Here is a 22,170-nt window from a genome sequence, read left to right as displayed (position 1 = left end):
ATAGCGTTCATCGTTTGTCAGTCGGCGGCGGGGGAGGTCGGGACCTGAATGGCGAGCTGGTCGGCCAGGCGCACGAACGCAGCCAGATCCAGTTGCTCCGGACGCAGGCTGCCATCGACACCAGCGGCTTCGATCTCGGCATTGCTGAGCAATTGCTTGAGGGTGTTGCGCAGGGTCTTGCGGCGTTGGTTGAATGCTTCGCGCACTACGCGCTCGAGCAACTTGTGATCTTTGGCCGGGTGCGGCAGCACCGCGTGCGGTACCAGACGGACGATGGCCGAGTCGACTTTAGGCGGTGGGTTGAACGCGCCGGGGCCAACATTGAACAGGTGCTCCACGCGGCAATGGTACTGAACCATGATCGACAGGCGACCCCAGTCACCACCGCCAGGGCCTGCGGCCAGACGTTCGACCACTTCTTTCTGCAGCATGAAGTGCATGTCGCGAATGATGCCGGCGTTGTTCAGCAGGTGAAAAATCAGTGGCGTGGAAATGTTGTACGGCAGGTTGCCGACTACACGCAGGCTGTTCGGCGCGGCGTTGAGCGTGTTGAAGTCGAACTTCAGTGCATCGCCCTGATGCAGGTTGAAGTTGCTCTTGCCGGCAAACTGCTGGTTGAGGATCGGGATCAGATCCTTGTCCAGTTCCACTACATCAAGCTGTGCGCCCGAGTTGAGCAAACCGGCGGTCAGCGCGCCTTGGCCCGGGCCGATTTCCAGCAAACGGTCTTCGGACTTGGCACTGATGGAGCGCAGGATGCGGTCGATAACGCCGGCATCGTGCAGGAAGTTCTGGCCAAAGCGTTTGCGCGCCTTGTGTTGGTATTGCTCGGTCATAAACGGGTCTCGGCCATCTGGTAGGCGGTTTCCAGGGCGACTTGCAGGCTGCCGGTGTCGATCTTACCGCTGCCGGCCAGATCCAGGGCAGTGCCATGGTCGACCGACGTGCGGATGATCGGCAGGCCCAGGGTCACGTTGACGGCAGCGCCGAAGCCTTTGTACTTGAGCACAGGCAAGCCCTGGTCGTGGTACATCGCCAGCACTGCGTCGCAGTGCTCCAGATATTTGGGGGTAAACAGAGTGTCGGCAGGCAGCGGGCCACGAAGGTCCATGCCCTCGCCGCGCAGGCGCTCTAATGTTGGTTCAATGATGTCGATTTCTTCATGGCCCAGGTGGCCGCCTTCACCGGCGTGCGGGTTGAGCCCGCAGACCAGGATGCGTGGCCGGGCAATGCCGAATTTGTTTTGCAGGTCGCTGTGCAGAATTCGCGTGACCCGCTCCAGCCGCTCTGGCGTGATCGCATCGGCGATGTCACGCAGGGGCAGGTGAGTGGTGACCAACGCAACGCGCAAACCGCGTGTTGCCAGCATCATCACGACCTGTGCGGTGTGAGTCAGATCAGCCAGAAATTCTGTGTGCCCGGAGAAGGCGATGCCTGATTCGTTGATCACGCCCTTGTGCACCGGGGCTGTGATCATCCCGGCGAAGTCGCCGTTGAGGCAGCCGTTGCCGGCGCGGGTCAGGGTTTCGAGAACGAACGCAGCGTTAGCTTTGTCCAGTTGCCCGGCAACCACGGGGGCGCTGAGCGGTGTATCCCAGACGTACAGGCTGTTCGCAGGCGCTGGGACTTGCGGCCAGTGATCAGGGCCGACATCCAGCAGATTGACGGCCAGCCCCAACTGCGCGGCCCGCTCAATGAGCAGGTCGCGGCTGGTGATGGCAATCAGGGGATGTGGCTGGGCTTGCGAGGCGAGCAGCAGGCACAGGTCGGGACCGATGCCGGCTGGTTCGCCGGGTGTCAGCGCGAAACGCTTGGGTTTCACTGCGCTGCCTGGTCTGCATCAGGGAGTTTGATCTCTACATACGCTTCGTCACGGATCTGACGCAGCCAGGTTTGCAGCTCTTCATCGTATTTGCGGTTACGCAGTACGGTCATGGCTTGCTGCTCGCGGGCTTGTTCGGTGCTGTCAGTGGCGCGACGGCCAAGGACTTCGAGAACGTGCCAGCCGTATTGGGTCTGGAATGGCTTGGACAGCTGACCTTGTGGGGTCTTCGCCATCACTTCGCGGAATTCCGGCACCAGTGCGTTCGGGTCGATCCAGTTCAGGTCGCCGCCATTGAGGGCGGAACCCGGGTCTTCAGAGTAGTTCTTCGCCAGTTCAGCGAAATCTTCACCGGCCACGATGCGCTCATACAGCGATTGCACCAGCGCCTGAGTCTTGGCCTCGTCGCGGATCGGACTTGGCTTGACCAGGATGTGGCGCACATGCACTTCGTCGCGCATCTGGGCTTCGCCACCGCGCTTGGCCAGCAGCTTCAGAATGATGAAACCACCCGGCGTGCGTGCAGGCTGGGTGATGTCGCCAACCGCCATGCTGCTCAGCTCGCGATCGAACGGCGGTGGCAGTTGCGCGGCTTTACGCCAGCCCATGTCGCCGCCTTCCAGGGCGTTGTCGCTGCCGGACTTGGCAACGGCCATCTGACCGAAATCAGCGCCTTGCTTGAGCTGCTGGTAAACCTCCATGGCCTGACGGGCAGCGCTCTGAATGGCTTCAGAGTTGGCGCTTTCTGGCGTCGGGATGAGGATGTTGGCCAGGTGCAGCTCTTCGGACAGTTGCATCTTGCCCAGGTCGGAGGCGAGGAAGTTTTTCACTTCCTGTTCCGAGACCTGGATGCGCTCTGCCACACGGCGCTGACGTACACGGCTGATGATCATTTCACGCTTGATCTGATCACGGGCGTCGTCATAGTTCAGACCGTCACGCGCCAGAGCGCCACGGAACTGCTCAACTGTCATGTTGTTGCGCTGGGCGATGGTGCCAACAGCCTGGTTCAGTTCTTCATCGGTAATGCGGATGCCGGAACGTTCGCCGATCTGCAGTTGCAGGTTCTCGACGATCAGGCGCTCAAGCACCTGCTGATCCAGTACGCCTGGAGGTGGCGAGCCGCCTCCACGTTTGGCGATGGTCTGCTGAACTTCGTGGACACGTTGATCCAGCTGGCTCTGCATGACCACGTCGTTGTCGACGATGGCAACCACTTTATCGATGGACTGCACGGCGGCGTTAGCCGCCGTACCCAGGAACAGCGCGCCCAGCATCAGCGGGCGCAGACAATCAGAAAGCTTGGTCTTCACGTTCACGATAACCTTGAATGCCTTTGTCGAGGAAGCTCTCTACCTTGGCGCCAGTCAGGCCGCCGAGTCCCTTCAGAACAATTTGGAGGAAGACGCCATGGTCGCCTTTTTCGTTTTGAGGAGCTTCCTGACTGAACTCGTCGTAGGAAACCCAGTAACGGTTGATCAGGCGCAATTTCCAGCAGCAGTTGTCGTACTCGAAACCACCGAAGGCTTCCAGCGTACGGTTGCGGTTGTAGTCGTACTGCCAGCGGCTGATCGCGCTCCATTGTGGAACGATCGGCCAGATGACCGAGAAATCATGCTGCTGGATCTTGTAGTAGTCCTTCACATAGCCAGGGGTGCCCGGGGTGCCGTAGTCACCACCGCCCACCGACCACTTGCCGGTGTTCTGGTCGTAACGGACCTGGTCGTTGCGATAGCGATAACCGAGGTTGACCACCTTGTTCGGGTTGTCTTCCGGCTGGTAGTGGAACATCGCACTGCCGGAGCGTGGGCTGCGGCTGTCCGGATCCCAGTTGTAGTCGGCCGTGGTGCGCCAATCGCGGTTCCAGCGGTATTCGTATTCCAGCGCGTATGGCGAGACATTTGCGTTGGCGTCGTCGCGAGTTTTGGCTTCGATACCTGGCAGTTGCACTTCACGATTTTTGAAGTAATAGGCCTGGCCGACACTGATGCGTTGACGTTCGAAGCCGTCGTCTTCGATCCAGCGGCTGGTCACGCCCAGCGACAACTTGTTTTCGTCGCCGATACGGTCGGAGCCCGAGAAGCGGTTGTCGCGGAACAGCGAAGCGTAGTTGAAGGTGTATTCGCTGGAGTCGAACACCGGAATGTCTTCCTGATCAACCTCGGGTACATAGAGGTAGAACAGGCGAGGCTCCAGAGTCTGGCGGTAGTTTTTGCCGAAGAAAGACGTGTTGCGGTCGAAGTACAGGCCGCTGTCGATACTTGCAATTGGTACGCCGCGGTTCTGGCTGCTGCCGAACTCACCGTTGAGCTTCTTCTGCTCTGCAGTCATCGCATCGATCTGCGATTTGCCGGTGCCGTCCAGGTCCAGTTGGTATTGGGTGTACTGGTACTTGAGCGATGGTTTGAGGAAACCATAGGTCCAGTTCATCGGCAGGCTGACGCCCGGCTTCAGATTCAGGCGATCACCATTGGCGCGGGCGAGACCCACAACGTTGGTGTCCAGACGAGGCGATATGTTGCCATCTTCGTCGGTGAAGGTGCCTTTTTCCAGATCACGGTCAAAACGAACCAGTTCGGTCTCGTAATCGAATCTCAGACCTTGCGGATGGTACGGAAGTTTGCCGTTGAAAGTGATCTGCGGCAGTCGGCCATACGGCGTGATGTTCGAAACGGTAGCTAACTGGTACTGCTGGGCGTTGAGGCGTGCGGTGTAGTTATCACCACGATAGGTCACCGCGCCCTGCTGATTCACAAAGTCTTCGCTCTTCACGCCGATCTGATCAGTGGTCAGATCCTGGAAGTAGTAAGGGTCGCTGATCTTCGTGTAGTCCACTTGAGTGTATACACGCGAGTCCAGGCCGCCCTTGTGCTGCCAGTTGTACATGTAGCGATTTTTTTCGTAATCGGTCTGCTTGCTGCGATCGGTATCTTCGTCGTTCAGATACGCGGCGCCGAACTGACCTTCACTCGACTTGGTCAGGTAACGGAATTCGCCTTCGACCAGCATGCCGCGCTTGCTCATGTAACGCGGATACAACGTGGCGTCGTAGTTCGGCGCCAGGTTGAAGTAGTACGGGGTGACCAGCATGAAGCCGGTGTCGCTGCCCGTGCCGATGGTCGGCGGCAGGAAGCCCGACTGGCGACGGTCGTCGATCGGGAAGTAGATGTACGGCGTGTACAGGATCGGAATGTCTTTAACGCGCAGCGTCACGTTGGTCGCGGTACCGAAGCCGGTGGCCGGGTTCAAGGTGATGTTGTTGCCCTTGAGCTGCCAGGCGTTGCTGTTCGGTTCGCACGTGGTGTACGTGCCGTCCTTCAAGCGGATGATCGCGTTTTCGGCGCGCTTGGCGTACAGCGCGTTACCGCGGATGCGCGATTTGTGCATCACGTATTCGGCGTTGTCGACTTTGGCTTCACCGGTGTCGAGCTGCACATCGGCGTGGTCGCCGACGATCAGCGCGCCGTTGTCACGGATGCGCACGTCGCCATTGAGTTCGGCGCGGCTCTCGGCCTGATACAGGCTGGCCTCGTCCGATTCAACCTGCATGCTGCCCTGACGCAGGACGACATCACCGGCCAGCGTACCGACTTGATCATCGGTGTTATAGCGCGAGGCTTTTGCGCCGATAAAGGTCGGAGCATCGCTTTTATTCGTCTTGTCGTTCATGCCAGGACGAGTTGGCTCGATGTAGGCACCTGAGCAATACGGACCGGTCTCGGCCAGTTGGGCGGCGGTGAGCTTCTCGCGCGGAACCCAGTCGAGGTGACTGAAGTCTTCGCTACGGGATTTCAGGCCACGGCCCTTGGCTTCGGTGACCAGGACCGTTTTAGGGCCTGTGTCGGCAACCGAACCGTCCTCGCTCGCCGCGTCGCCAGCGGCGCTGACGGCACTGCCGTCATGCACTGGGCGTGGCGGCAAGGCTGCAGCGGATGACTTGGGCGCACAGGCCCAACCACCCGTAGCCGAGACGGAGCAGTCATACTGCTCGGCGGCGACAACGAATTGACTGGCCAGAGGTTGCATAGCCAGCAGACTGCCGGTTACCAACAACGGAAATTTTTTACGAAACGCGGGGGATTTCAATGCCATCTTATTAGTCCGGGCTTCCTGCGTGCCATCTGCCCGCGGTGTGGGCCGCACGCCTCTCGATGGTCTGAAAAAGATGCTGGATAATAAAGCATGACCCGCTTGACGGCTAGCGCCGTCGGAGACCCTTGCAATGCCTGACCAAGATGTACGCTTGCAACACCTGAAAGTTTGGCTCGATGAGCAGTTGGCAATCCTGTTTGCAGATCAGGGCTGGGGCGCCGTGCCCCCGGCCACGTTGACTGCGGCCAGCAGCGACGCGAGTTTCCGCCGCTACTTCCGTTGGGAAGGCGCCGGTCGCAGCTTCGTCGTAATGGATGCACCACCGCCCCAGGAAAACTGCAAACCGTTCGTGGATATCGCGTTTTTGCTGGCGAAATCCGGAATAAATGTGCCGAAAATTTACGCCGAGGACCTCGAACGTGGATTTCTTTTGCTCAATGACCTGGGCAACAAGACCTATCTCGACGTGATCGATGGCGAAAACGCCGACGCATTGTTCAGCGATGCCCTGCAAGCGCTGCTGGCTTTTCAGCAGCTGCCGATGGTGGCGCCGCTGCCGAGTTACGACGTGGCCCTGCTGCGTCGTGAGCTGGAACTGTTTCCTGAGTGGTACGTGAAACATGAACTCGGCGTCGAGTTCGATTCGACTCAGCAACAACAGTGGCAGCGGATCAGCGAGCTGTTGATCGACAGCGCCTTGGCCCAGCCGAAAGTGCTGGTGCACCGCGACTACATGCCGCGCAACCTGATGCTCAGCGAGCCGAACCCTGGCGTGCTGGATTTTCAGGACGCGGTCTACGGCCCGGTGACCTACGACGTGACCTGCCTGTTCAAGGACGCCTTCCTCAGCTGGCCTGAAGAACGTGTACGCGGCTGGCTGGAAAATTACTGGCAGCAAGCCTCGGCACTGAATATTCCGGTGCAGCCGGACTTCGAAGATTTCCTGCGTGCCAGCGACCTGATGGGCGTGCAGCGTCACCTGAAAGTCATCGGCATCTTCGCGCGCATCTGCCATCGCGACGGCAAGCCGCGTTATCTGGCTGACGTCCCGCGCTTCTTCTCCTATATAGAAGCAGTGATTGCCCGCCGTCCTGAACTGGCCGAGCTGCAAGCGTTGTTCACCAGCCTGCGGGGTGGAGCAATAGAATGAAGGCAATGATTCTGGCGGCGGGCAAAGGCGAGCGCATGCGCCCGCTGACCCTGACCACCCCAAAACCGCTGGTGCGTGCTGGCGGCGTGCCGTTGATCGAGTATCACCTGCGCGCCCTCGCGGCCGCTGGCTTCAACGAAATCGTCATCAACCACGCGTGGCTCGGCCAGCAAATCGAGGACTACCTGGGCGACGGTTCGCAGTTTGGCGTCAGCATCGAGTACTCACCGGAAGGCGAGCCGCTCGAAACCGGCGGCGGGATTTTTCGTGCGCTGCCGCTGCTCGGCGATGATGCATTCCTGGTCGTCAACGGGGATATCTGGACCGACTACGACTTCAGCGTGCTGCACCAACCGATCAACGGTCTGGCGCATCTGGTGCTGGCGGACAACCCGGCGCATCACCCGACCGGCGATTTCACGCTGGTTGACGGTCAAGTGAACGACGGCCACGCGGACGCGGCAACCCTGACTTACAGCGGCATCGCCGTGCTGCATCCGCAACTGTTCGACGGCTGCGCGGACGGTGCTTTCAAACTGGCGCCGCTGCTGCGCAAAGCCATGGCGGAAGGCGAGGTCACTGGCGAACGGCTGAAAGGTCACTGGGTGGATGTCGGCACCCACGAGCGGCTGGCTGAAGCTGAAGCCTTGATAGAAGCGAGTCGCTGACATGTTATGGCCAGGGACTCTGATTGGAGCCGGAGCGGGTTTTGCAATTGCCAGCATTCCGGGGGCCATGCTTGGGGCATTGTTGGGGCAGGCGCTGGATCGGCGCCTGCAGTTGCAGAGCTGGGGGCATTTGCGCGAGAAACTCGGTGGCCGGCCGATGTTGCGCAACGACGAGTTGTTGTTTGTGCTGCTCGGGCGTTTGGCCAAGAGTGACGGTCGGGTCACTGACGGGCATATTCATCAGGCGCGCAATGAGATGCGTGCGCTGGAAATGAGCGAGCCGGCAACGCGGCGGGCGATTGCCGCGTTCAACCGCGGCAAGTCCGGCGGCGATAATCTGCGCGGTTATCTCAAACGTCTGAGTGCACAGCCGCATGCTGCCGAAGGCGTATTGCGTGCTTGTTGGCGGATGATCTGGGCTGACGGTCGCGCGGGTGTCAGCGAGCGCGAGCTGTTGGCGCAGTGGGGCAAATGGCTGGGCTGGACGACGCATCAGGTGCAAGCGTTGGCCAGTGATTACGAGCCGGGCAAACGGCCGATTGTCAGCGCTGCGGTGAGTTATCAGGAAGCGATGCGCTTGCTTGGGGTGTCGGCGACCAGTGAGCCGGCGCAGATCAAACGGGCCTATCGACGGCTGTTGAGCCGGCATCATCCGGACAAGATTGCCGGCACAGGTGCGACGACAGCACAGGTGCGTGAAGCGACCGAGCGGACCCGTGAATTGCACAATGCCTACACATTGATTCGTGAGCGGCGGGATTTTCGTTAGCCACTAGAGGTGTGTTGTCTTTAAGGGCCTCTTCGCGAGCAGGCTCGCTCCCACAATTGGATCTTCGTACACATCCAGTGTGGGAGCGAGCTTGCTCGCGAAGGGGGCGACGCGGTCTCTCGGTCAGTCCGTGCTCTGCGGATTCAACCAACCGCGCACCCGGCGGAACAGTTGTTCCTGTTCAGCCTTGTTATCCGGCAACGCGTGTAGCGCCACCTGGCTGAACGTCGAGCCCTTCAAACGCTTGCTCGCCTGCATGCGTTCGAGCGCCGCTTGGCGATCCAGCGGTTTGTCCATGTAGAAAATATCGGCAGTCGGCAGCTTCAGTGTCGGCGTCAGTTCAACCAGTGGCGGCTTGGCCTTGGCTGGTGCCCGCACATCGACCATGACCAGTTTTTCTACCTGAGCACTTTGTCTCTCGCTCAGATACCGCGCCGCCCAATACGCGCCGGTACCGTGACCGAGCACGATAATGCTGCGCGCACTCTGCTGTTCGGCGTAGCCAATCGCGGCGTCGATGCGCGCAAAGATGCGCTCGGCATCGGCCTTGTTCTGTTCTTCGGTGGTCTCGGCAACAACCTGATCGGCCACTTCGGCTTCACCGCCAGCAGCCTGCTCGATCGGCTGAGCCGTGGTCGCGTCCTTGCTGCCGGTTTCCGGCGCTTTCGGCGCGGCGGCGGGCTCGATCACCCGCGGTGCGATGGCATCGCCTTGCAAATCCGGCAGGGTGATACTCAGGCTGCTCCACTCGGCATCCGGCAATTTTTGCCGTAACGGGCCGACTACCTGCGGCCAGTCAGCGGTTTCACCGGCGCCAGGGATGATAATCACCGCGCCTTTGGGCTCAGCCGTGTTGGCCGGTTTCCACAGGGCGAGAAAGGTGTCGCTGCCCGCCTGCAATTGTTGCTGTTCTTGCGCCGGAACCTTACGTTCCAGTGCGGCCGCCTCTTCCTGACTACGCTCAAGCAGTGGCTGGCGTTCGACGGGTTTTTCTTCGGCAGGTTTTTCCGCAGTCGCGGCAGGTGCCGGATCGGCGGCTTCGACGGAAAACGCACAAGGCAGGAGCAGCGACAGGCACAATGCTGGCATTGCCAGGCGGTAGACAGAGGGCATCGGTTATTCCAGGCCAGAAAGTATCCCGGCAGCCTAATGGGTTGGTCAGAATTTGTCAGTGTATGAGACTTCAATGAAGCGATTTTGCTGCCTGTGGGTTATCGGCTGTTTGTGGTTTCCCTTGATGGGCTGGGCGGCGCCTGCGCCTGCGGCCCACCTTGCGCAGTTGTCGGCGAGCCAGCAGCAATGGCTGGCGCAGCACAATGAATTGCGCGTCGGTCTGGTCTTGCAGGCGCCGTATGCAACTTACGACCGACGCCTGCAGCGACTGTCAGGGGCCAACGTCGAACTGATGAAATTGCTGGCCAAGGCACTCAATGTCGAACTGAGCTGGCGCAACTTTCAGGATCTGGCGCAACTGGAAACGGCGGTGCGCGATGGTGAGATCGACATTGCGCCAGGCCTGAGTCAGACCCCGAGCGCGTTACGCCTGTGGCAGTTTTCCGATCCGTATATGCGCGTGCCGCAATTGATCGTCAGCGACCAGAAGGCCAGCGCGGTGGTCGATCTGGAAAAACTCGACAGCCAGACCCGCGTCGCGGTGCGCATGCCGAGTACCACCGCCGATTACCTGCGCGGCACTTATCCGCATCTGAACCTGCAAGGCGTTCCGCTGGAGCGTCAGGCGCTGCAGTTGTTGTTAAGTCAGCAGGCGGCTTACGCGGTGGTCGATGAGGCGCAACTCGGGCGCCTGTCCGCCGAGCCGGAGTTCGCCGAGCTGGTGGTGGTCGGTGATATCGGCCTGCCGCAACTGCTGCGCGTCGGCTCCCGCCGCGATTGGCCAGAGTTGGCCGGCATCGTGCAAAGTGCGCTGCGTGCAATCCCGGCCAAGGATCTGGAGCAACTGCATAACCAATGGCTGCAACCGAAATACCCGCGACTGTCGGAGTCACCGGGCTTTTGGCAGAACCTCAGCCTGTTGTTTGCGGTGTTGCTGCTCAGTTGTGTCGCGATCGTGTTCTGGCAGCGCCGCCAACAGCACAGCCTTGAGCAGCGACTGCTGGCCGCCCGGGAAGACATCGCCCTGCGCGCGGCCAGCGAAGAGGCCCTGCGGCTGACGCAGTTTTCCATCGATCAAAGCACCGTCGGCATCCTCTGGGTCAACTGGGACAGCCATGTGCGCTACGCGAATCGCGCGGCGGAAAACATGCTCGGCTATCCCTCGGGCGGGTTGATCGAGCGGCCGCTGATCGACTTCGAACCGGGCCTGCACATGGACCGCTGGCTCAACCTGTGGAAACGCGCCCGGGCCAGTGAAGAAGGGCCGCTTAGTTTTGAAACCAATTGCGTGCGCGCCGACGGCAGTATTTTGCCGGCGGACGTGTCGCTGAGTTTTCTGCGCTTTCGCGACAGTGAATACCTGGTGGTTTACCTCACCGACGTCACGGAGCGCCGTCGTGCACTGGCGGCATTGCAGGAAAGTGAGGCACGTCTGCAAGGCATCGCCGCCAACGTGCCGGGATTGGTGTTCCGGCTGGAGCGCGCGCCGGTGACCGGGCAGATCGACTTTGCCTACATCAGTGAGGGCAGTGAAAGCCTGGTCGGCTACGCGCCGGCCGCCATCGCCCATCGCGACATGGGCCTGCGCAGTCTGGTGCACCCGGACGACAAGGCCAGTTATCACCGAACCCAGGATCAGGCGTTGGACACCGACAGCGACTGGTCGTGGCAGGGAAGAATTCTTACGCGTCAGGGCGAACAGCGCTGGGCCGAGATCAAAGCGATCACCCGGCAACTGGAGGACGGCGCGTATGTCTGGGACGGCATCGTCTGGGACATCAGCGAGAGTAAACGTATCGAACTGGAACTGGCGGCCTCGCGCGAGCAACTGCGCGAGCTGTCTGCGCACCTGGAGAGCGTGCGCGAAGAAGAGAAGGCGCGCATTGCCCGGGAGGTTCACGATGAGTTGGGGCAGATGCTCACGGTGCTGAAACTGGAGACATCGATGTGCGAATTGGCCTATGCGCAACTTGACCCGGGTCTGAACGAGCGGCTGAACAGCATGAAACGCTTGATCGCCCAGTTATTCCAGTTGGTGCGTGATGTCGCGACGGCGCTGCGCCCACCGATTCTAGATGCCGGGATTGCCTCGGCGATCGAGTGGCAGGCGCGGCGATTTGAAGCGCGCACGCAGATCCCGTGTCTGGTGCAGGTACCGGACAATCTGCCGGCGCTGAGTGATGCCAAGGCGATTGGATTGTTTCGGATTTTGCAGGAAGCGCTGACCAACGTGATGCGTCACGCTCAGGCGCATACTGTGGAACTGACGCTGGTGCTTGACGGTGATGAGTTGTGCCTGACGGTCGCCGATGATGGCGTAGGATTTGTCGCCGCTACGGGCAGGCCTACTTCGTTTGGTCTGGTCGGCATGCGTGAGCGGGTGCTGATCATGGGCGGACGGTTGGTGCTGGAGAGTGAGCCGGGGGAGGGCACCAGCCTGGTGGTGCGTGTGCCGGTGAGTGAGGTTTGAGGATTTGTGGTGTTTGGGCTGACGCTTTCGCGAGCAGGCTCCCTCCCACATGAATTAGTGTGTGCCTGAAATCTGGAGAAAGAATTTGATCCGTGTACTGGTAGCCGAAGACCACACCATCGTCCGCGAAGGCATCAAGCAATTGATCGGCCTGGCCAAGGATCTGCAAGTGGTGGGCGAGGCGAGCAATGGCGAGCAACTGCTCGAAACCCTGCGCCATGTGCCGTGCGAAGTGGTGCTGCTCGACATCTCCATGCCTGGGGTTAACGGCCTCGAAGCAATTCCGCGCATCCGCGCACTGAACAATCCGCCGGCGATTCTGGTGCTGTCGATGCACGACGAAGCGCAAATGGCTGCTCGCGCGCTGAAGGTCGGCGCGGCTGGCTACGCAACCAAGGACAGCGACCCGGCGCTGTTGCTCACGGCGATCCGCAAGGTCGCGGCGGGTGGGCGCTATATCGATCCGGATCTGGCGGACCGCATGGTGTTTGAAGTCGGCCTGACTGATACGCGGCCGCTGCATTCTTTACTGTCCGAACGTGAATTCTCGGTGTTCGAGCGCTTGGCCCAAGGCGCCAACGTCAACGACATCGCCCAACAGTTGGCCCTGAGCAGCAAAACCATCAGCACCCACAAGGCGCGGCTGATGCAAAAGCTCAACATCACTTCGCTCGCTGAACTGGTCAAATACGCGATGGAACACAAACTCCTCTGATCAGCACTGTTCCCCTGTGGGGGCGAGCCTGCTTTTGATCCTGATTGTGCGCATATCCCTAAGCGACACGCGTTTTTGCCCTTGCTTGCGGCTCGCAGCTTGTCACTCGCCACTGCCGTATCCGTTAGCGCCATCCTTGTAGGGCAATCCCTACCCCCAACCTTCCATCCGGCTGAGGCGATTCTCTCCTGCGCCCCGATTTGCGCGGCTGTCAGCAAGCACTAGGCTTAATCCACAAGCAGTCATCAACAACAAAGGTGTGGGTATGAGCCAGGTCGATACAAACGCAGGGGCCAGTGATGTGCTGGTCAGCTTTCGTGGAGTGCAGAAGAGCTACGACGGCGAGAACCTGATCGTCAAAGACCTCAACCTGGACATCCGCAAAGGCGAATTTCTCACCCTGCTCGGGCCGTCCGGTTCCGGCAAGACCACCAGCCTGATGATGCTCGCCGGTTTCGAAACACCGACCGCTGGCGAGATCCTGCTGGCCGGGCGCTCGATCAACAACGTGCCGCCGCACAAGCGCGACATTGGCATGGTATTCCAGAACTACGCACTGTTCCCGCACATGACCGTTGCCGAGAACCTCGCGTTCCCGTTGACCGTGCGTGGCCTGAACAAGAGCGACGTCAGCGATCGGGTGAAGAAAGTCCTCAGCATGGTTCAGCTCGACGCGTTCGCCTCGCGCTATCCGGCGCAGTTGTCCGGTGGTCAGCAGCAGCGTGTGGCGCTGGCCCGTGCGCTGGTGTTCGAACCGCAACTGGTGCTGATGGACGAACCCCTCGGCGCCCTCGACAAACAACTGCGTGAACACATGCAGATGGAGATCAAACACCTGCACCAGCGCCTCGGTGTGACCGTGGTCTACGTGACCCACGATCAGGGTGAAGCGCTGACCATGTCCGACCGCGTCGCGGTATTCCATCAAGGCGAAATCCAGCAGATCGCCCCACCGCGCACCCTGTACGAAGAACCGAAAAACACCTTCGTCGCCAACTTCATCGGCGAGAACAACCGCCTCAACGGCCGCCTGCTCAGCCAGACCGGCGAGCGTTGCGTGGTCGAGTTGGGCCGTGGCGAAAAGGTCGAGGCGCTGGCGGTCAACGTCGGCAAGACCGGCGAACCGGTGACCCTGTCGATCCGTCCGGAGCGCGTCAGCCTCAACGGATCCAGCGATCAATGCGTCAACCGCTTCTCAGGGAGGGTGGCGGAATTCATCTATCTGGGCGACCACGTCCGGGTACGCCTGGAAGTCTGCGGCAAGACCGACTTTTTCGTGAAACAACCGATTGCCGAGCTCGATCCCGCGCTCGCCGTCGGTGACGTGGTACCGCTTGGCTGGCAGGTCGAGCACGTTCGCGCGCTTGATCCGCTTTTAGAGGCGAACTGATCGCCCCGGCAACACCAACACCAACCCTGCACGTGGAGAGAACAATAAATGTTGAGATCCCTGAAGTTCACCGCCCTGACCCTGGGCCTGATGGGTGCGGCAAGCGCAATGGCCGCTGGCCCGGATTTGACCGTGGTGTCGTTTGGCGGGGCGAACAAGGCGGCGCAAGTCAAAGCCTTTTATGCACCGTGGGAAGCGGCGGGCAACGGCAAGATCGTCGCCGGCGAATACAACGGCGAAATGGCCAAGGTCAAAGCCATGGTCGACACCAAGAGCGTGTCGTGGGACTTGGTCGAAGTTGAATCGCCAGAACTGTCCCGTGGTTGTGACGAAGACATGTTCGAACAACTCGACCCGGCCCTGTTCGGCAAGACCGAAGATTACGTCAAAGGCGCGATCCAGCCGTGCGGCGTGGGTTTCTTTGTTTGGTCGACCGTACTCGCTTACAACGCCGACAAGCTGAAAACCGCACCCACCAGCTGGGCGGATTTTTGGGACACCAAGAAATTCCCGGGTAAACGTGGCCTGCGTAAGGGCGCCAAATACACCCTCGAATTCGCTCTGATGGCCGATGGTGTGGCGCCGAAAGACGTCTACAAAGAGCTGGCGAGCAAGGGCGGTCAGGATCGCGCGTTCAAGAAGCTCGATGAGCTGAAACCGAACATCCAGTGGTGGGAAGCCGGCGCGCAACCGCCGCAATACCTCGCTTCCGGTGACGTGGTGATGAGCTCGGCCTACAACGGTCGCATCGCGGCGGTGCAGAAAGAATCCAACCTGAAAGTGGTGTGGAACGGCGGCATCTACGACTTCGACGCCTGGGCCATCCCGAAAGGTCTGGACGCCAAGCGTGCGGAAGCGGCGAAGAAATTCATCGCCTACTCGGTGCAGCCGCAGCAGCAGAAGACCTATTCGGAAAACATCGCCTACGGCCCGGCCAACACCCAAGCCGTACCGCTGCTGGCCAAGGACGTGCTGAAAGACATGCCGACTACCCCGGAAAACATCGCCAACCAAGTGCAGATCGACGTCAGCTTCTGGGCTGACAACGGCGAGCAACTGGAGCAGCGCTTCAATTCCTGGGCTGCGAAATAAGCCGAGCATACGGGCCGAGGGCCTCCGGATGATCGTTCCCACGCTCTGCGTGGGAATGCCGCCCGGGACGCTCCGCGTCCCCGTGTGACGCAGAGCGTCACTGGATTCATTCCCACGCAGAGCGTGGGAACGATCAGTAGCAAAAGTTCGAGGTGGTATTCACCGCCTCTGTAACGATCAAAGATTTGCGGAGTACGTCATGGCCATCGCCGTTCCCCTGAACGAGGGCAACAGCCCCACCTTGAAGCAGAAGCTCAAGCGCGCCGAGCGGGTCAACCGCTGGAAGGCTCAAGCGCTGATTGCGCCGCTGGTGCTGTTTCTGTTGCTGGTGTTTCTGGTGCCGATCGTGGCGCTGCTCTACAAAAGCGTCGGCAACCCCGAAGTGGTCGGCGGCATGCCGCGCACCGTGGCGGCCATCGCCAGTTGGGACGGCCGCGGCCTGCCCGCTGAACCGGTCTACAAAGCCGCCGGCGAAGACCTCGCCGAAGCACGCAAAAACCAGACGCTGGGCGATTTGTCCAAGCGCTTGAACATGGAGTTGGCCGGCTATCGCAGCCTGCTGACCAAAACCGCCCGGGCATTGCCCTTCGTCAGCGAACCGGCCTCTTATAAAGAAGCACTCGAAGGTCTCGATGAGCGCTGGGGCGATCCGGCCTACTGGCAAGCGGTCAAACGCAACACCAGCAGCATCACCCCTTATTACCTGCTGGCGTCCGTTGATCACCGCATCGACGACCTCGGCGAAGTCGCCCCGGCCACTCCGGATCAGGCGATCTACCTCGACATCTTCGCCCGCACGTTCTGGATGGGCCTGGTCATCACCGTGATCTGTCTGCTGCTGGCTTATCCATTGGCGTACCTGCTGGCGAACCTGCCATCGCGGCAGAGCAACCTGCTGATGATTCTGGTGCTGCTGCCGTTCTGGACCTCGATTCTGGTGCGAGTGGCGGCGTGGATCGTGCTGCTGCAATCGGGTGGTCTGATCAACAGCGGGCTGATGGCCATGGGCATCATCGATAAACCGCTGGAACTGGTGTTCAACCGCACCGGTGTGTACATCTCGATGGTGCACATCCTGCTGCCGTTCATGATTCTGCCAATCTACAGCGTGATGAAAGGCATCTCGCCGACCTACATGCGCGCCGCGATTTCCCTCGGCTGCCACCCGTTCGCCAGTTTCTGGCGGGTGTACTTCCCGCAGACCTACGCCGGTGTCGGCGCCGGTTGCCTGTTGGTGTTCATCCTCGCCATCGGCTACTACATCACCCCGGCGCTGCTCGGCAGCCCGAACGATCAAATGGTCAGCTACTTCGTCGCCTTCTACACCAACACCAGCATCAACTGGGGCATGGCCACCGCACTCGGCGGGCTGTTGCTGCTGGCGACCGTGGTGCTTTATCTGATTTACAGCTGGCTGGTCGGCGCCAGTCGCCTGCGCCTGAGCTAAGGGGAATTCGAGATGCTGAGTCCTTACATGTCGCCCATTGAACGGGTGTGGTTCTACAGCCTGCGGATCCTCTGCGGCCTGATTCTGTTGTTCCTGATTCTGCCGGTGCTGGTGATCATTCCACTGTCGTTCAACTCGGGAAGTTTTCTGGTCTATCCGCTGCAAGGCTTTTCGCTGCAGTGGTACCACGACTTCTTCGCCTCGGCGGAATGGATGCGTGCACTGAAGAACAGCATCATCGTCGCCCCGGCGGCGACGGTGCTGGCGATGATCTTCGGTACGCTGGCGGCGATTGGCCTGACTCGCGGTGACTTCCCTGGCAAAGCGCTGGTGATGGCGCTGGTGATCTCGCCGATGGTGGTGCCGGTGGTGATTATTGGTGTGGCGAGTTATCTGTTCTTCGCGCCGCTGGGGTTGGGCAACAGTTTCTTCTCGCTGATCGTCGTGCACGCGGTGTTGGGCGTGCCGTTTGTGATCATCACCGTGTCGGCGACTTTGCAGGGGTTTAACCATAATCTGGTGCGTGCTGCTGCGAGTCTGGGTGCTTCGCCTCTGACGGCATTCCGTCGGGTGACCTTGCCGCTGATTGCGCCGGGGGTAATTTCCGGTGCGCTGTTTGCGTTTGCGACTTCGTTTGATGAGGTAGTGGTGACGCTGTTTCTTGCGGGGCCTGAGCAGGCGACATTGCCTCGGCAGATGTTTAGCGGGATTCGCGAGAACCTCAGTCCGACGATTGCCGCTGCTGCGACGTTGCTGATTGCGTTCTCGGTCATCCTGTTGCTGACGCTGGAATGGCTACGCGGTCGCAGCGAGAAGCTGCGTACCGCCCAGGTCTGACGCTGATCGTTCCCACGCTCTGCGTGGGAATGCCTCTCGGGACGCTCCGCGTTCCCGCTCAAGGATGGGACGCAGAGCGTCCCCGGCTGTATTCCCACGCAGAGCGTGGGAACAATCAGGGAGTACCGTCCTCGCGACTGGGTCATTCATGGAGTGAATAGCAGACAACCCCAAATCCCCAGCTAATCTTGTGCCCAGCTCCCACATCTATAAGAGGCTGCGCACGATGAGTCTGTCCCAGTTCAAAATCGCTCATAAACTGATCACCGGCGCCGCCGCCATCGAACAGCTGGCCGCCGAACTCACGCGCCTCGACATCGACAACCCGCTGATCGTCACTGACGCCGCGCTGGTCAAATCCGGCACGGTGGAGCTGGCGCTGGTGCAACTCGGCGGGCGCGACTACGAAATATTCGACCGTGTGCTCCCGGACCCGGAAATTGCCATCGTCGAAGACTGCATGCGTGTTTACCGCGAGGGCGGGCATGACGGCTTGATCGGCCTTGGTGGCGGCAGTGCCATCGACATCGCCAAAAGTGTTGCGGCCTATGCCGGTTACCACGGCGCGCTGGAAGATCTGTTCGGCGTCGACCAGGTGCCGCGCAAAGGCCCGCCGCTGATCGCCATCCCGACCACCGCCGGCACCGGTTCCGAGGTCACCAACGTAGCGATCCTCTCGGACAAAGTCGCGCAGCTGAAGAAAGGCATCGTCAGCGACTATCTGCTGCCGGACGTGGCGCTGGTCAGCCCGCAAATGACCCTGACCTGCCCGCGCAGCGTCACCGCCGCCAGTGGCGTCGACGCATTGGTGCACGCCATCGAGTCCTATCTGTCGGTGAATGCCTCGCCGATCACCGATTCCCTCGCCATCGGCGCCATCAAGCTGATCGCCAAAGCCCTGCCCAAGGCCTACGCCAACGGCGCCAACCTGCAAGCCCGCGAAGACATGGCCACCGCCAGCCTGATGGCCGGCATGGCCTTCGGCAATGCCGGGGTCGGTGCGGTGCATGCGCTGGCGTATCCGCTGGGCGGGCGCTTCAACATTGCCCATGGCGTCAGCAATGCCTTGCTGCTGCCGTATGTCATGACCTGGAACAAGATGGCCTGCGTCGAACGCATGCAGGATATTGCCGAAGCCATGGGGGTGAAGATCGCTCATCTGAGTGCCGCCGAGGCGGCGGACAAAGCCGTGCAGGCGATGACCGATTTGTGCGCGGCGGTGGAAATTCCTGCCGGGCTGCGCAGTTTCGGTGTGCCGGAAGAGGCGATCCCGGCCATGGCCGCAGAAGCCGCGGGCATCGAGCGCTTGATGCGCAATAACCCGCGCAAACTCAGCGCCGTCGATATCGAGAAGATCTACCGAGCGGCGTACTGATCATCGCGGTCACGGTGCGCGCGCGGAAACTTGAGGTATACAATGCGCGCCATCGTGATTTAGCTCAGAAAAGGTGCGTCATGCAGCCCTTCGTAATTGCTCCGTCGATTCTCTCCGCCGACTTCGCCCGCCTCGGTGAGGAAGTGGACAACGTTCTCGCCGCTGGCGCCGACTTCGTTCACTTCGACGTCATGGACAACCACTACGTACCCAACCTGACCATCGGCCCGATGGTTTGCGCGGCATTGCGCAAGTACGGCGTCACCGCGCCGATCGACGCGCACCTGATGGTGAGCCCGGTGGATCGCATTGTCGGCGACTTTATCGAAGCCGGCGCGACCTACATCACCTTCCACCCGGAAGCCACGCTGCACGTTGATCGCTCGTTGCAGCTGATCCGTGAAGGCGGCTGCAAATCCGGTCTGGTGTTCAACCCGGCGACCCCGCTGGACGTACTCAAGTACGTGATCGACAAGGTCGACATGGTCTTGCTGATGAGCGTCAACCCGGGTTTCGGCGGGCAGAAGTTCATTCCCGGCACCCTCGACAAACTGCGCGAAGCGCGGGCGATCATCGATGCTTCGGGCCGTGACATCCGTCTGGAAATCGACGGCGGCGTCAACGTCAACAACATCCGTGAAATCGCCGCGGCTGGCGCCGACACCTTTGTCGCTGGCTCGGCAATCTTCAACGCGCCGAACTACCAGGAAGTCATCGACAAGATGCGTTCCGAACTGGCGCTGGCGCGCCCATGAGCGGGTTTGAGCAGCTGTTCCCGGGCAAACTGCCACGGCTGGTGATGTTCGATCTGGATGGCACGCTGATCGATTCGGTTCCAGACCTGGCAGCGGCGGTGGACACCATGCTGCTCTCCCTCGGCCGCCAGCCAGCGGGCATCGAAGCGGTGCGCGAATGGGTCGGCAACGGCGCGCCAGTTCTGGTGCGTCGGGCGCTGGCCGGTGGCATTGATCATTCGGCGGTGGATGACGGCGAGGCCGAACATGCGCTGGGAGTGTTCATGGAGGCTTATGGCGCCAGCCATGAGCTGACCGTGGTCTATCCGGGCGTGCGCGACACTCTCAAATGGCTGCACAAGCAAGGCGTGGCCATGGCGCTGATCACTAACAAGCCGGAGCGCTTCGTTGCGCCGCTGCTGGATCAGATGAAGATCGGCCGCTACTTCAAGTGGATCATCGGCGGCGATACCCTGCCGCAGAAAAAGCCTGATCCGGCGGCGTTGTTCTTCGTGATGAAAATGGCCAACATCCCGGCCTCGCAATCGTTGTTCGTCGGCGACTCGCGCAGCGACGTGCTGGCGGCGAAAGCGGCGGGGGTCAAATGCGTTGCGTTGAGTTACGGCTACAACCATGGCCGGCCGATTGCCGAAGAATCGCCCGCCTTGGTGATCGACGATCTGCGCAAGTTAATTCCCGGTTGCCTCGTTACGGCCGCTGAGATAACGTTGCCCGACGCTTCTCACTCCCATTCTGGAAACGCCATCGTGGTGGTCACTCGCAAACTCTGGATGAAAGTCATCAAGGCCCTGGCCCGCTGGCGTTGGCGCGCCTGACTTGTTCCTGGCCGGCCTGCCGGCGCGTTTGCATACCTGACTGATAGCACCTCACACCACGAGGCACCTTATGATCCGCGAAGAATTCCTGCGCTTGGCCGCTGACGGCTACAACCGCATTCCGTTGGCCTGCGAAACCCTGGCCGACTTCGACACGCCGCTGTCGATCTACCTGAAACTGGCCGACCAGCCGAACTCCTACCTGCTCGAATCGGTGCAGGGCGGCGAGAAATGGGGCCGTTACTCGATCATTGGTCTGCCGTGCCGCACCGTGCTGCGGGTTCACGACCACCACGTCAGCATCACCGTTGATGGCGTTGAAACCGAAAGCCACGACGTTGAAGACCCGCTAGCCTTCGTTGAAACCTTCAAGGCGCGCTACAACGTGCCGACCATCGCCGGTCTGCCGCGCTTCAATGGTGGTCTGGTCGGTTACTTCGGTTACGACTGCGTGCGTTATGTCGAGAAGCGCTTGGGCAAGTGCCCGAATCCGGATCCGCTGGGCGTGCCGGACATTCTGCTGATGGTGTCCGACGCCGTCGTGGTGTTCGACAACCTTGCCGGCAAGATGCACGCGATCGTGCTGGCGGACCCTTCGCAGGAAGATGCCTTCGAACAAGGTCAGGCGCGTTTGCAGGAATTGCTCGAGCAATTGCGCCAGCCGATCACCCCGCGCCGTGGCCTGGATTTCAGCAAGCAGCAATCGGCTGATCCGGTGTTCCGTTCGAGTTTCACTCAGGACGATTACGAAAAAGCCGTCGACACCATCAAGGAATACATCCTGGCCGGCGACTGCATGCAGGTCGTGCCGTCGCAGCGCATGTCGATTGACTTCAAGGCTGCGCCAATCGATTTGTACCGCGCGCTGCGTTGCTTCAACCCGACGCCGTACATGTACTTCTTCAACTTCGGCGACTTCCACGTCGTCGGCAGTTCGCCGGAAGTGCTGGTACGCGTCGAAGACAACCTGATCACCGTGCGCCCGATTGCCGGCACTCGCCCACGCGGCGCGACTGAAGAAGCCGATGTGGCGCTGGAAGAAGATCTGCTGTCGGACGACAAAGAGATCGCCGAGCACTTGATGCTGATCGACCTCGGCCGCAACGATACCGGTCGTGTTTCGGAAATCGGCTCGGTGAAACTCACCGAGAAAATGGTCATCGAGCGTTATTCCAACGTGATGCACATCGTTTCCAACGTGACTGGCCAGTTGAAGGCCGGGCTGACGGCGATGGACGCACTGCGGGCGATTCTGCCAGCGGGCACCTTGTCCGGCGCGCCGAAGATTCGCGCGATGGAGATCATCGACGAACTGGAGCCGGTCAAGCGCGGTGTGTATGGCGGCGCGGTGGGTTACTTCGCGTGGAACGGCAACATGGACACCGCGATTGCCATTCGCACGGCGGTGATCAAGAACGGCGAACTGCACGTGCAGGCCGGTGGCGGCATCGTCGCTGACTCGGTGCCAGCGCTGGAGTGGGAAGAAACCCTGAACAAACGCCGCGCGATGTTCCGCGCCGTGGCGCTGGCCGAGCAAACCCCGGAAGCCTGAGTCCACACAAAACACTTGTAGGAGCGAGCCTGCTCGCGATAGCGGATTAACATTCAAAAGATGTGTTGACTGAACCACCGCAATCGCGAGCAGGCTCACTCCTACAGT

At 60.6% G+C, this 22,170-nt stretch carries 18 protein-coding genes; 13 read left to right on the top strand and 5 right to left on the bottom strand.

What is annotated here, in order from left to right; genetic code table 11:
• Positions 1 to 17: 17 nt before the first annotated feature.
• Genes rsmA through ACQ4OE_RS05850 form a run of 4 tightly spaced genes read right to left on the bottom strand, consistent with a single transcriptional unit; the run spans position 18 to position 5,914 of the window.
• On the bottom strand, positions 18 to 836 hold the full coding sequence (rsmA, locus tag ACQ4OE_RS05865) for a 16S rRNA (adenine(1518)-N(6)/adenine(1519)-N(6))-dimethyltransferase RsmA (protein WP_430946076.1): 819 nt from the start codon (positions 834 to 836) through the stop codon (positions 18 to 20).
• Positions 833 to 1,822 (bottom strand): 4-hydroxythreonine-4-phosphate dehydrogenase PdxA, encoded by a 990-nt coding sequence (gene pdxA / locus ACQ4OE_RS05860; RefSeq protein ID WP_430946075.1) that lies wholly within the window; start codon positions 1,820 to 1,822, stop codon positions 833 to 835. Before pdxA ends, rsmA begins: the two co-directional genes overlap by 4 nt.
• Positions 1,819 to 3,141 (bottom strand): peptidylprolyl isomerase, encoded by a 1,323-nt coding sequence (locus ACQ4OE_RS05855; RefSeq protein WP_430946074.1) that lies wholly within the window; start codon positions 3,139 to 3,141, stop codon positions 1,819 to 1,821. Before ACQ4OE_RS05855 ends, pdxA begins: the two co-directional genes overlap by 4 nt.
• Positions 3,116 to 5,914, bottom strand: a complete 2,799-nt coding sequence (locus ACQ4OE_RS05850; protein ID WP_430946073.1) for an LPS-assembly protein LptD — start codon at positions 5,912 to 5,914, stop codon at positions 3,116 to 3,118. Before ACQ4OE_RS05850 ends, ACQ4OE_RS05855 begins: the two co-directional genes overlap by 26 nt.
• A 130-nt stretch (positions 5,915 to 6,044) precedes the next feature.
• On the opposite strand from ACQ4OE_RS05850, the gene ACQ4OE_RS05845 reads away from it, so the two are divergent.
• Genes ACQ4OE_RS05845 through ACQ4OE_RS05835 form a run of 3 tightly spaced genes read left to right on the top strand, consistent with a single transcriptional unit; the run spans position 6,045 to position 8,501 of the window.
• A complete protein-coding gene (locus tag ACQ4OE_RS05845) occupies positions 6,045 to 7,064 on the top strand; it encodes an aminoglycoside phosphotransferase family protein (protein WP_430946072.1) in 1,020 nt (339 codons plus the stop codon).
• Positions 7,061 to 7,732, top strand: coding sequence for an N-acetylmuramate alpha-1-phosphate uridylyltransferase MurU (gene murU, locus ACQ4OE_RS05840; protein WP_122594821.1), 672 nt, complete (start codon positions 7,061 to 7,063; stop codon positions 7,730 to 7,732). The genes ACQ4OE_RS05845 and murU overlap by 4 nt, the downstream gene beginning before the upstream one ends.
• A 1-nt stretch (position 7,733) precedes the next feature.
• Positions 7,734 to 8,501 (top strand): DnaJ domain-containing protein, encoded by a 768-nt coding sequence (locus tag ACQ4OE_RS05835; RefSeq protein WP_122594822.1) that lies wholly within the window; start codon positions 7,734 to 7,736, stop codon positions 8,499 to 8,501.
• Positions 8,502 to 8,624: 123 nt separating this feature from the next.
• Here ACQ4OE_RS05835 and ACQ4OE_RS05830 read toward each other — a convergent pair whose 3' ends face one another.
• Positions 8,625 to 9,614: an alpha/beta hydrolase family protein gene (locus ACQ4OE_RS05830; RefSeq protein ID WP_430946071.1), complete on the bottom strand. Its 990-nt coding sequence runs from the start codon at positions 9,612 to 9,614 to the stop codon at positions 8,625 to 8,627.
• A 73-nt stretch (positions 9,615 to 9,687) separates the two neighbouring features.
• On the opposite strand from ACQ4OE_RS05830, the gene ACQ4OE_RS05825 reads away from it, so the two are divergent.
• The 10 genes from ACQ4OE_RS05825 to trpE all read left to right on the top strand — a co-directional run bounded on the left by ACQ4OE_RS05825 (position 9,688) and on the right by trpE (position 22,062).
• On the top strand, positions 9,688 to 12,084 hold the full coding sequence (locus tag ACQ4OE_RS05825) for a PAS domain-containing sensor histidine kinase (protein WP_430946070.1): 2,397 nt from the start codon (positions 9,688 to 9,690) through the stop codon (positions 12,082 to 12,084).
• 85 nt (positions 12,085 to 12,169) lie between these two features.
• Positions 12,170 to 12,799 (top strand): response regulator, encoded by a 630-nt coding sequence (locus ACQ4OE_RS05820; RefSeq protein ID WP_095189560.1) that lies wholly within the window; start codon positions 12,170 to 12,172, stop codon positions 12,797 to 12,799.
• Positions 12,800 to 13,064: 265 nt separating this feature from the next.
• Positions 13,065 to 14,189, top strand: a complete 1,125-nt coding sequence (locus ACQ4OE_RS05815) for an ABC transporter ATP-binding protein (RefSeq protein WP_430946069.1) — start codon at positions 13,065 to 13,067, stop codon at positions 14,187 to 14,189.
• Between the two features lie 48 nt (positions 14,190 to 14,237).
• Positions 14,238 to 15,281, top strand: a complete 1,044-nt coding sequence (locus tag ACQ4OE_RS05810; protein ID WP_016983607.1) for an ABC transporter substrate-binding protein — start codon at positions 14,238 to 14,240, stop codon at positions 15,279 to 15,281.
• A gap of 199 nt (positions 15,282 to 15,480) precedes the next feature.
• Entirely contained in the window at positions 15,481 to 16,728 is a 1,248-nt protein-coding gene (locus tag ACQ4OE_RS05805) for an ABC transporter permease (RefSeq protein ID WP_430946068.1), read from the top strand.
• A 12-nt stretch (positions 16,729 to 16,740) separates the two neighbouring features.
• Positions 16,741 to 17,565 carry an ABC transporter permease gene (locus tag ACQ4OE_RS05800; protein ID WP_008084123.1) on the top strand — a complete coding sequence of 275 codons (825 nt, stop codon included), beginning with the start codon at positions 16,741 to 16,743 and terminating at the stop codon, positions 17,563 to 17,565.
• A 226-nt stretch (positions 17,566 to 17,791) separates the two neighbouring features.
• Positions 17,792 to 18,940: an iron-containing alcohol dehydrogenase gene (locus ACQ4OE_RS05795; protein ID WP_430946067.1), complete on the top strand. Its 1,149-nt coding sequence runs from the start codon at positions 17,792 to 17,794 to the stop codon at positions 18,938 to 18,940.
• Between the two features lie 80 nt (positions 18,941 to 19,020).
• Entirely contained in the window at positions 19,021 to 19,695 is a 675-nt protein-coding gene (gene rpe, locus ACQ4OE_RS05790) for a ribulose-phosphate 3-epimerase (protein WP_007918813.1), read from the top strand.
• A complete protein-coding gene (locus ACQ4OE_RS05785; RefSeq protein WP_430946066.1) occupies positions 19,692 to 20,510 on the top strand; it encodes a phosphoglycolate phosphatase in 819 nt (272 codons plus the stop codon). The genes rpe and ACQ4OE_RS05785 overlap by 4 nt, the downstream gene beginning before the upstream one ends.
• Before the next feature lie 70 nt (positions 20,511 to 20,580).
• Positions 20,581 to 22,062, top strand: a complete 1,482-nt coding sequence (trpE, locus tag ACQ4OE_RS05780; protein ID WP_430946065.1) for an anthranilate synthase component I — start codon at positions 20,581 to 20,583, stop codon at positions 22,060 to 22,062.
• Positions 22,063 to 22,170: the final 108 nt, after the last annotated feature.

The sequence above is a fragment of the Pseudomonas sp. WC2 genome, assembly GCF_050586545.1.
Taxonomy (GTDB): domain Bacteria; phylum Pseudomonadota; class Gammaproteobacteria; order Pseudomonadales; family Pseudomonadaceae; genus Aquipseudomonas.
Note: the sequence above shows the minus strand (reverse complement) of the source record. Positions and strands in the feature narration are given on the sequence as shown.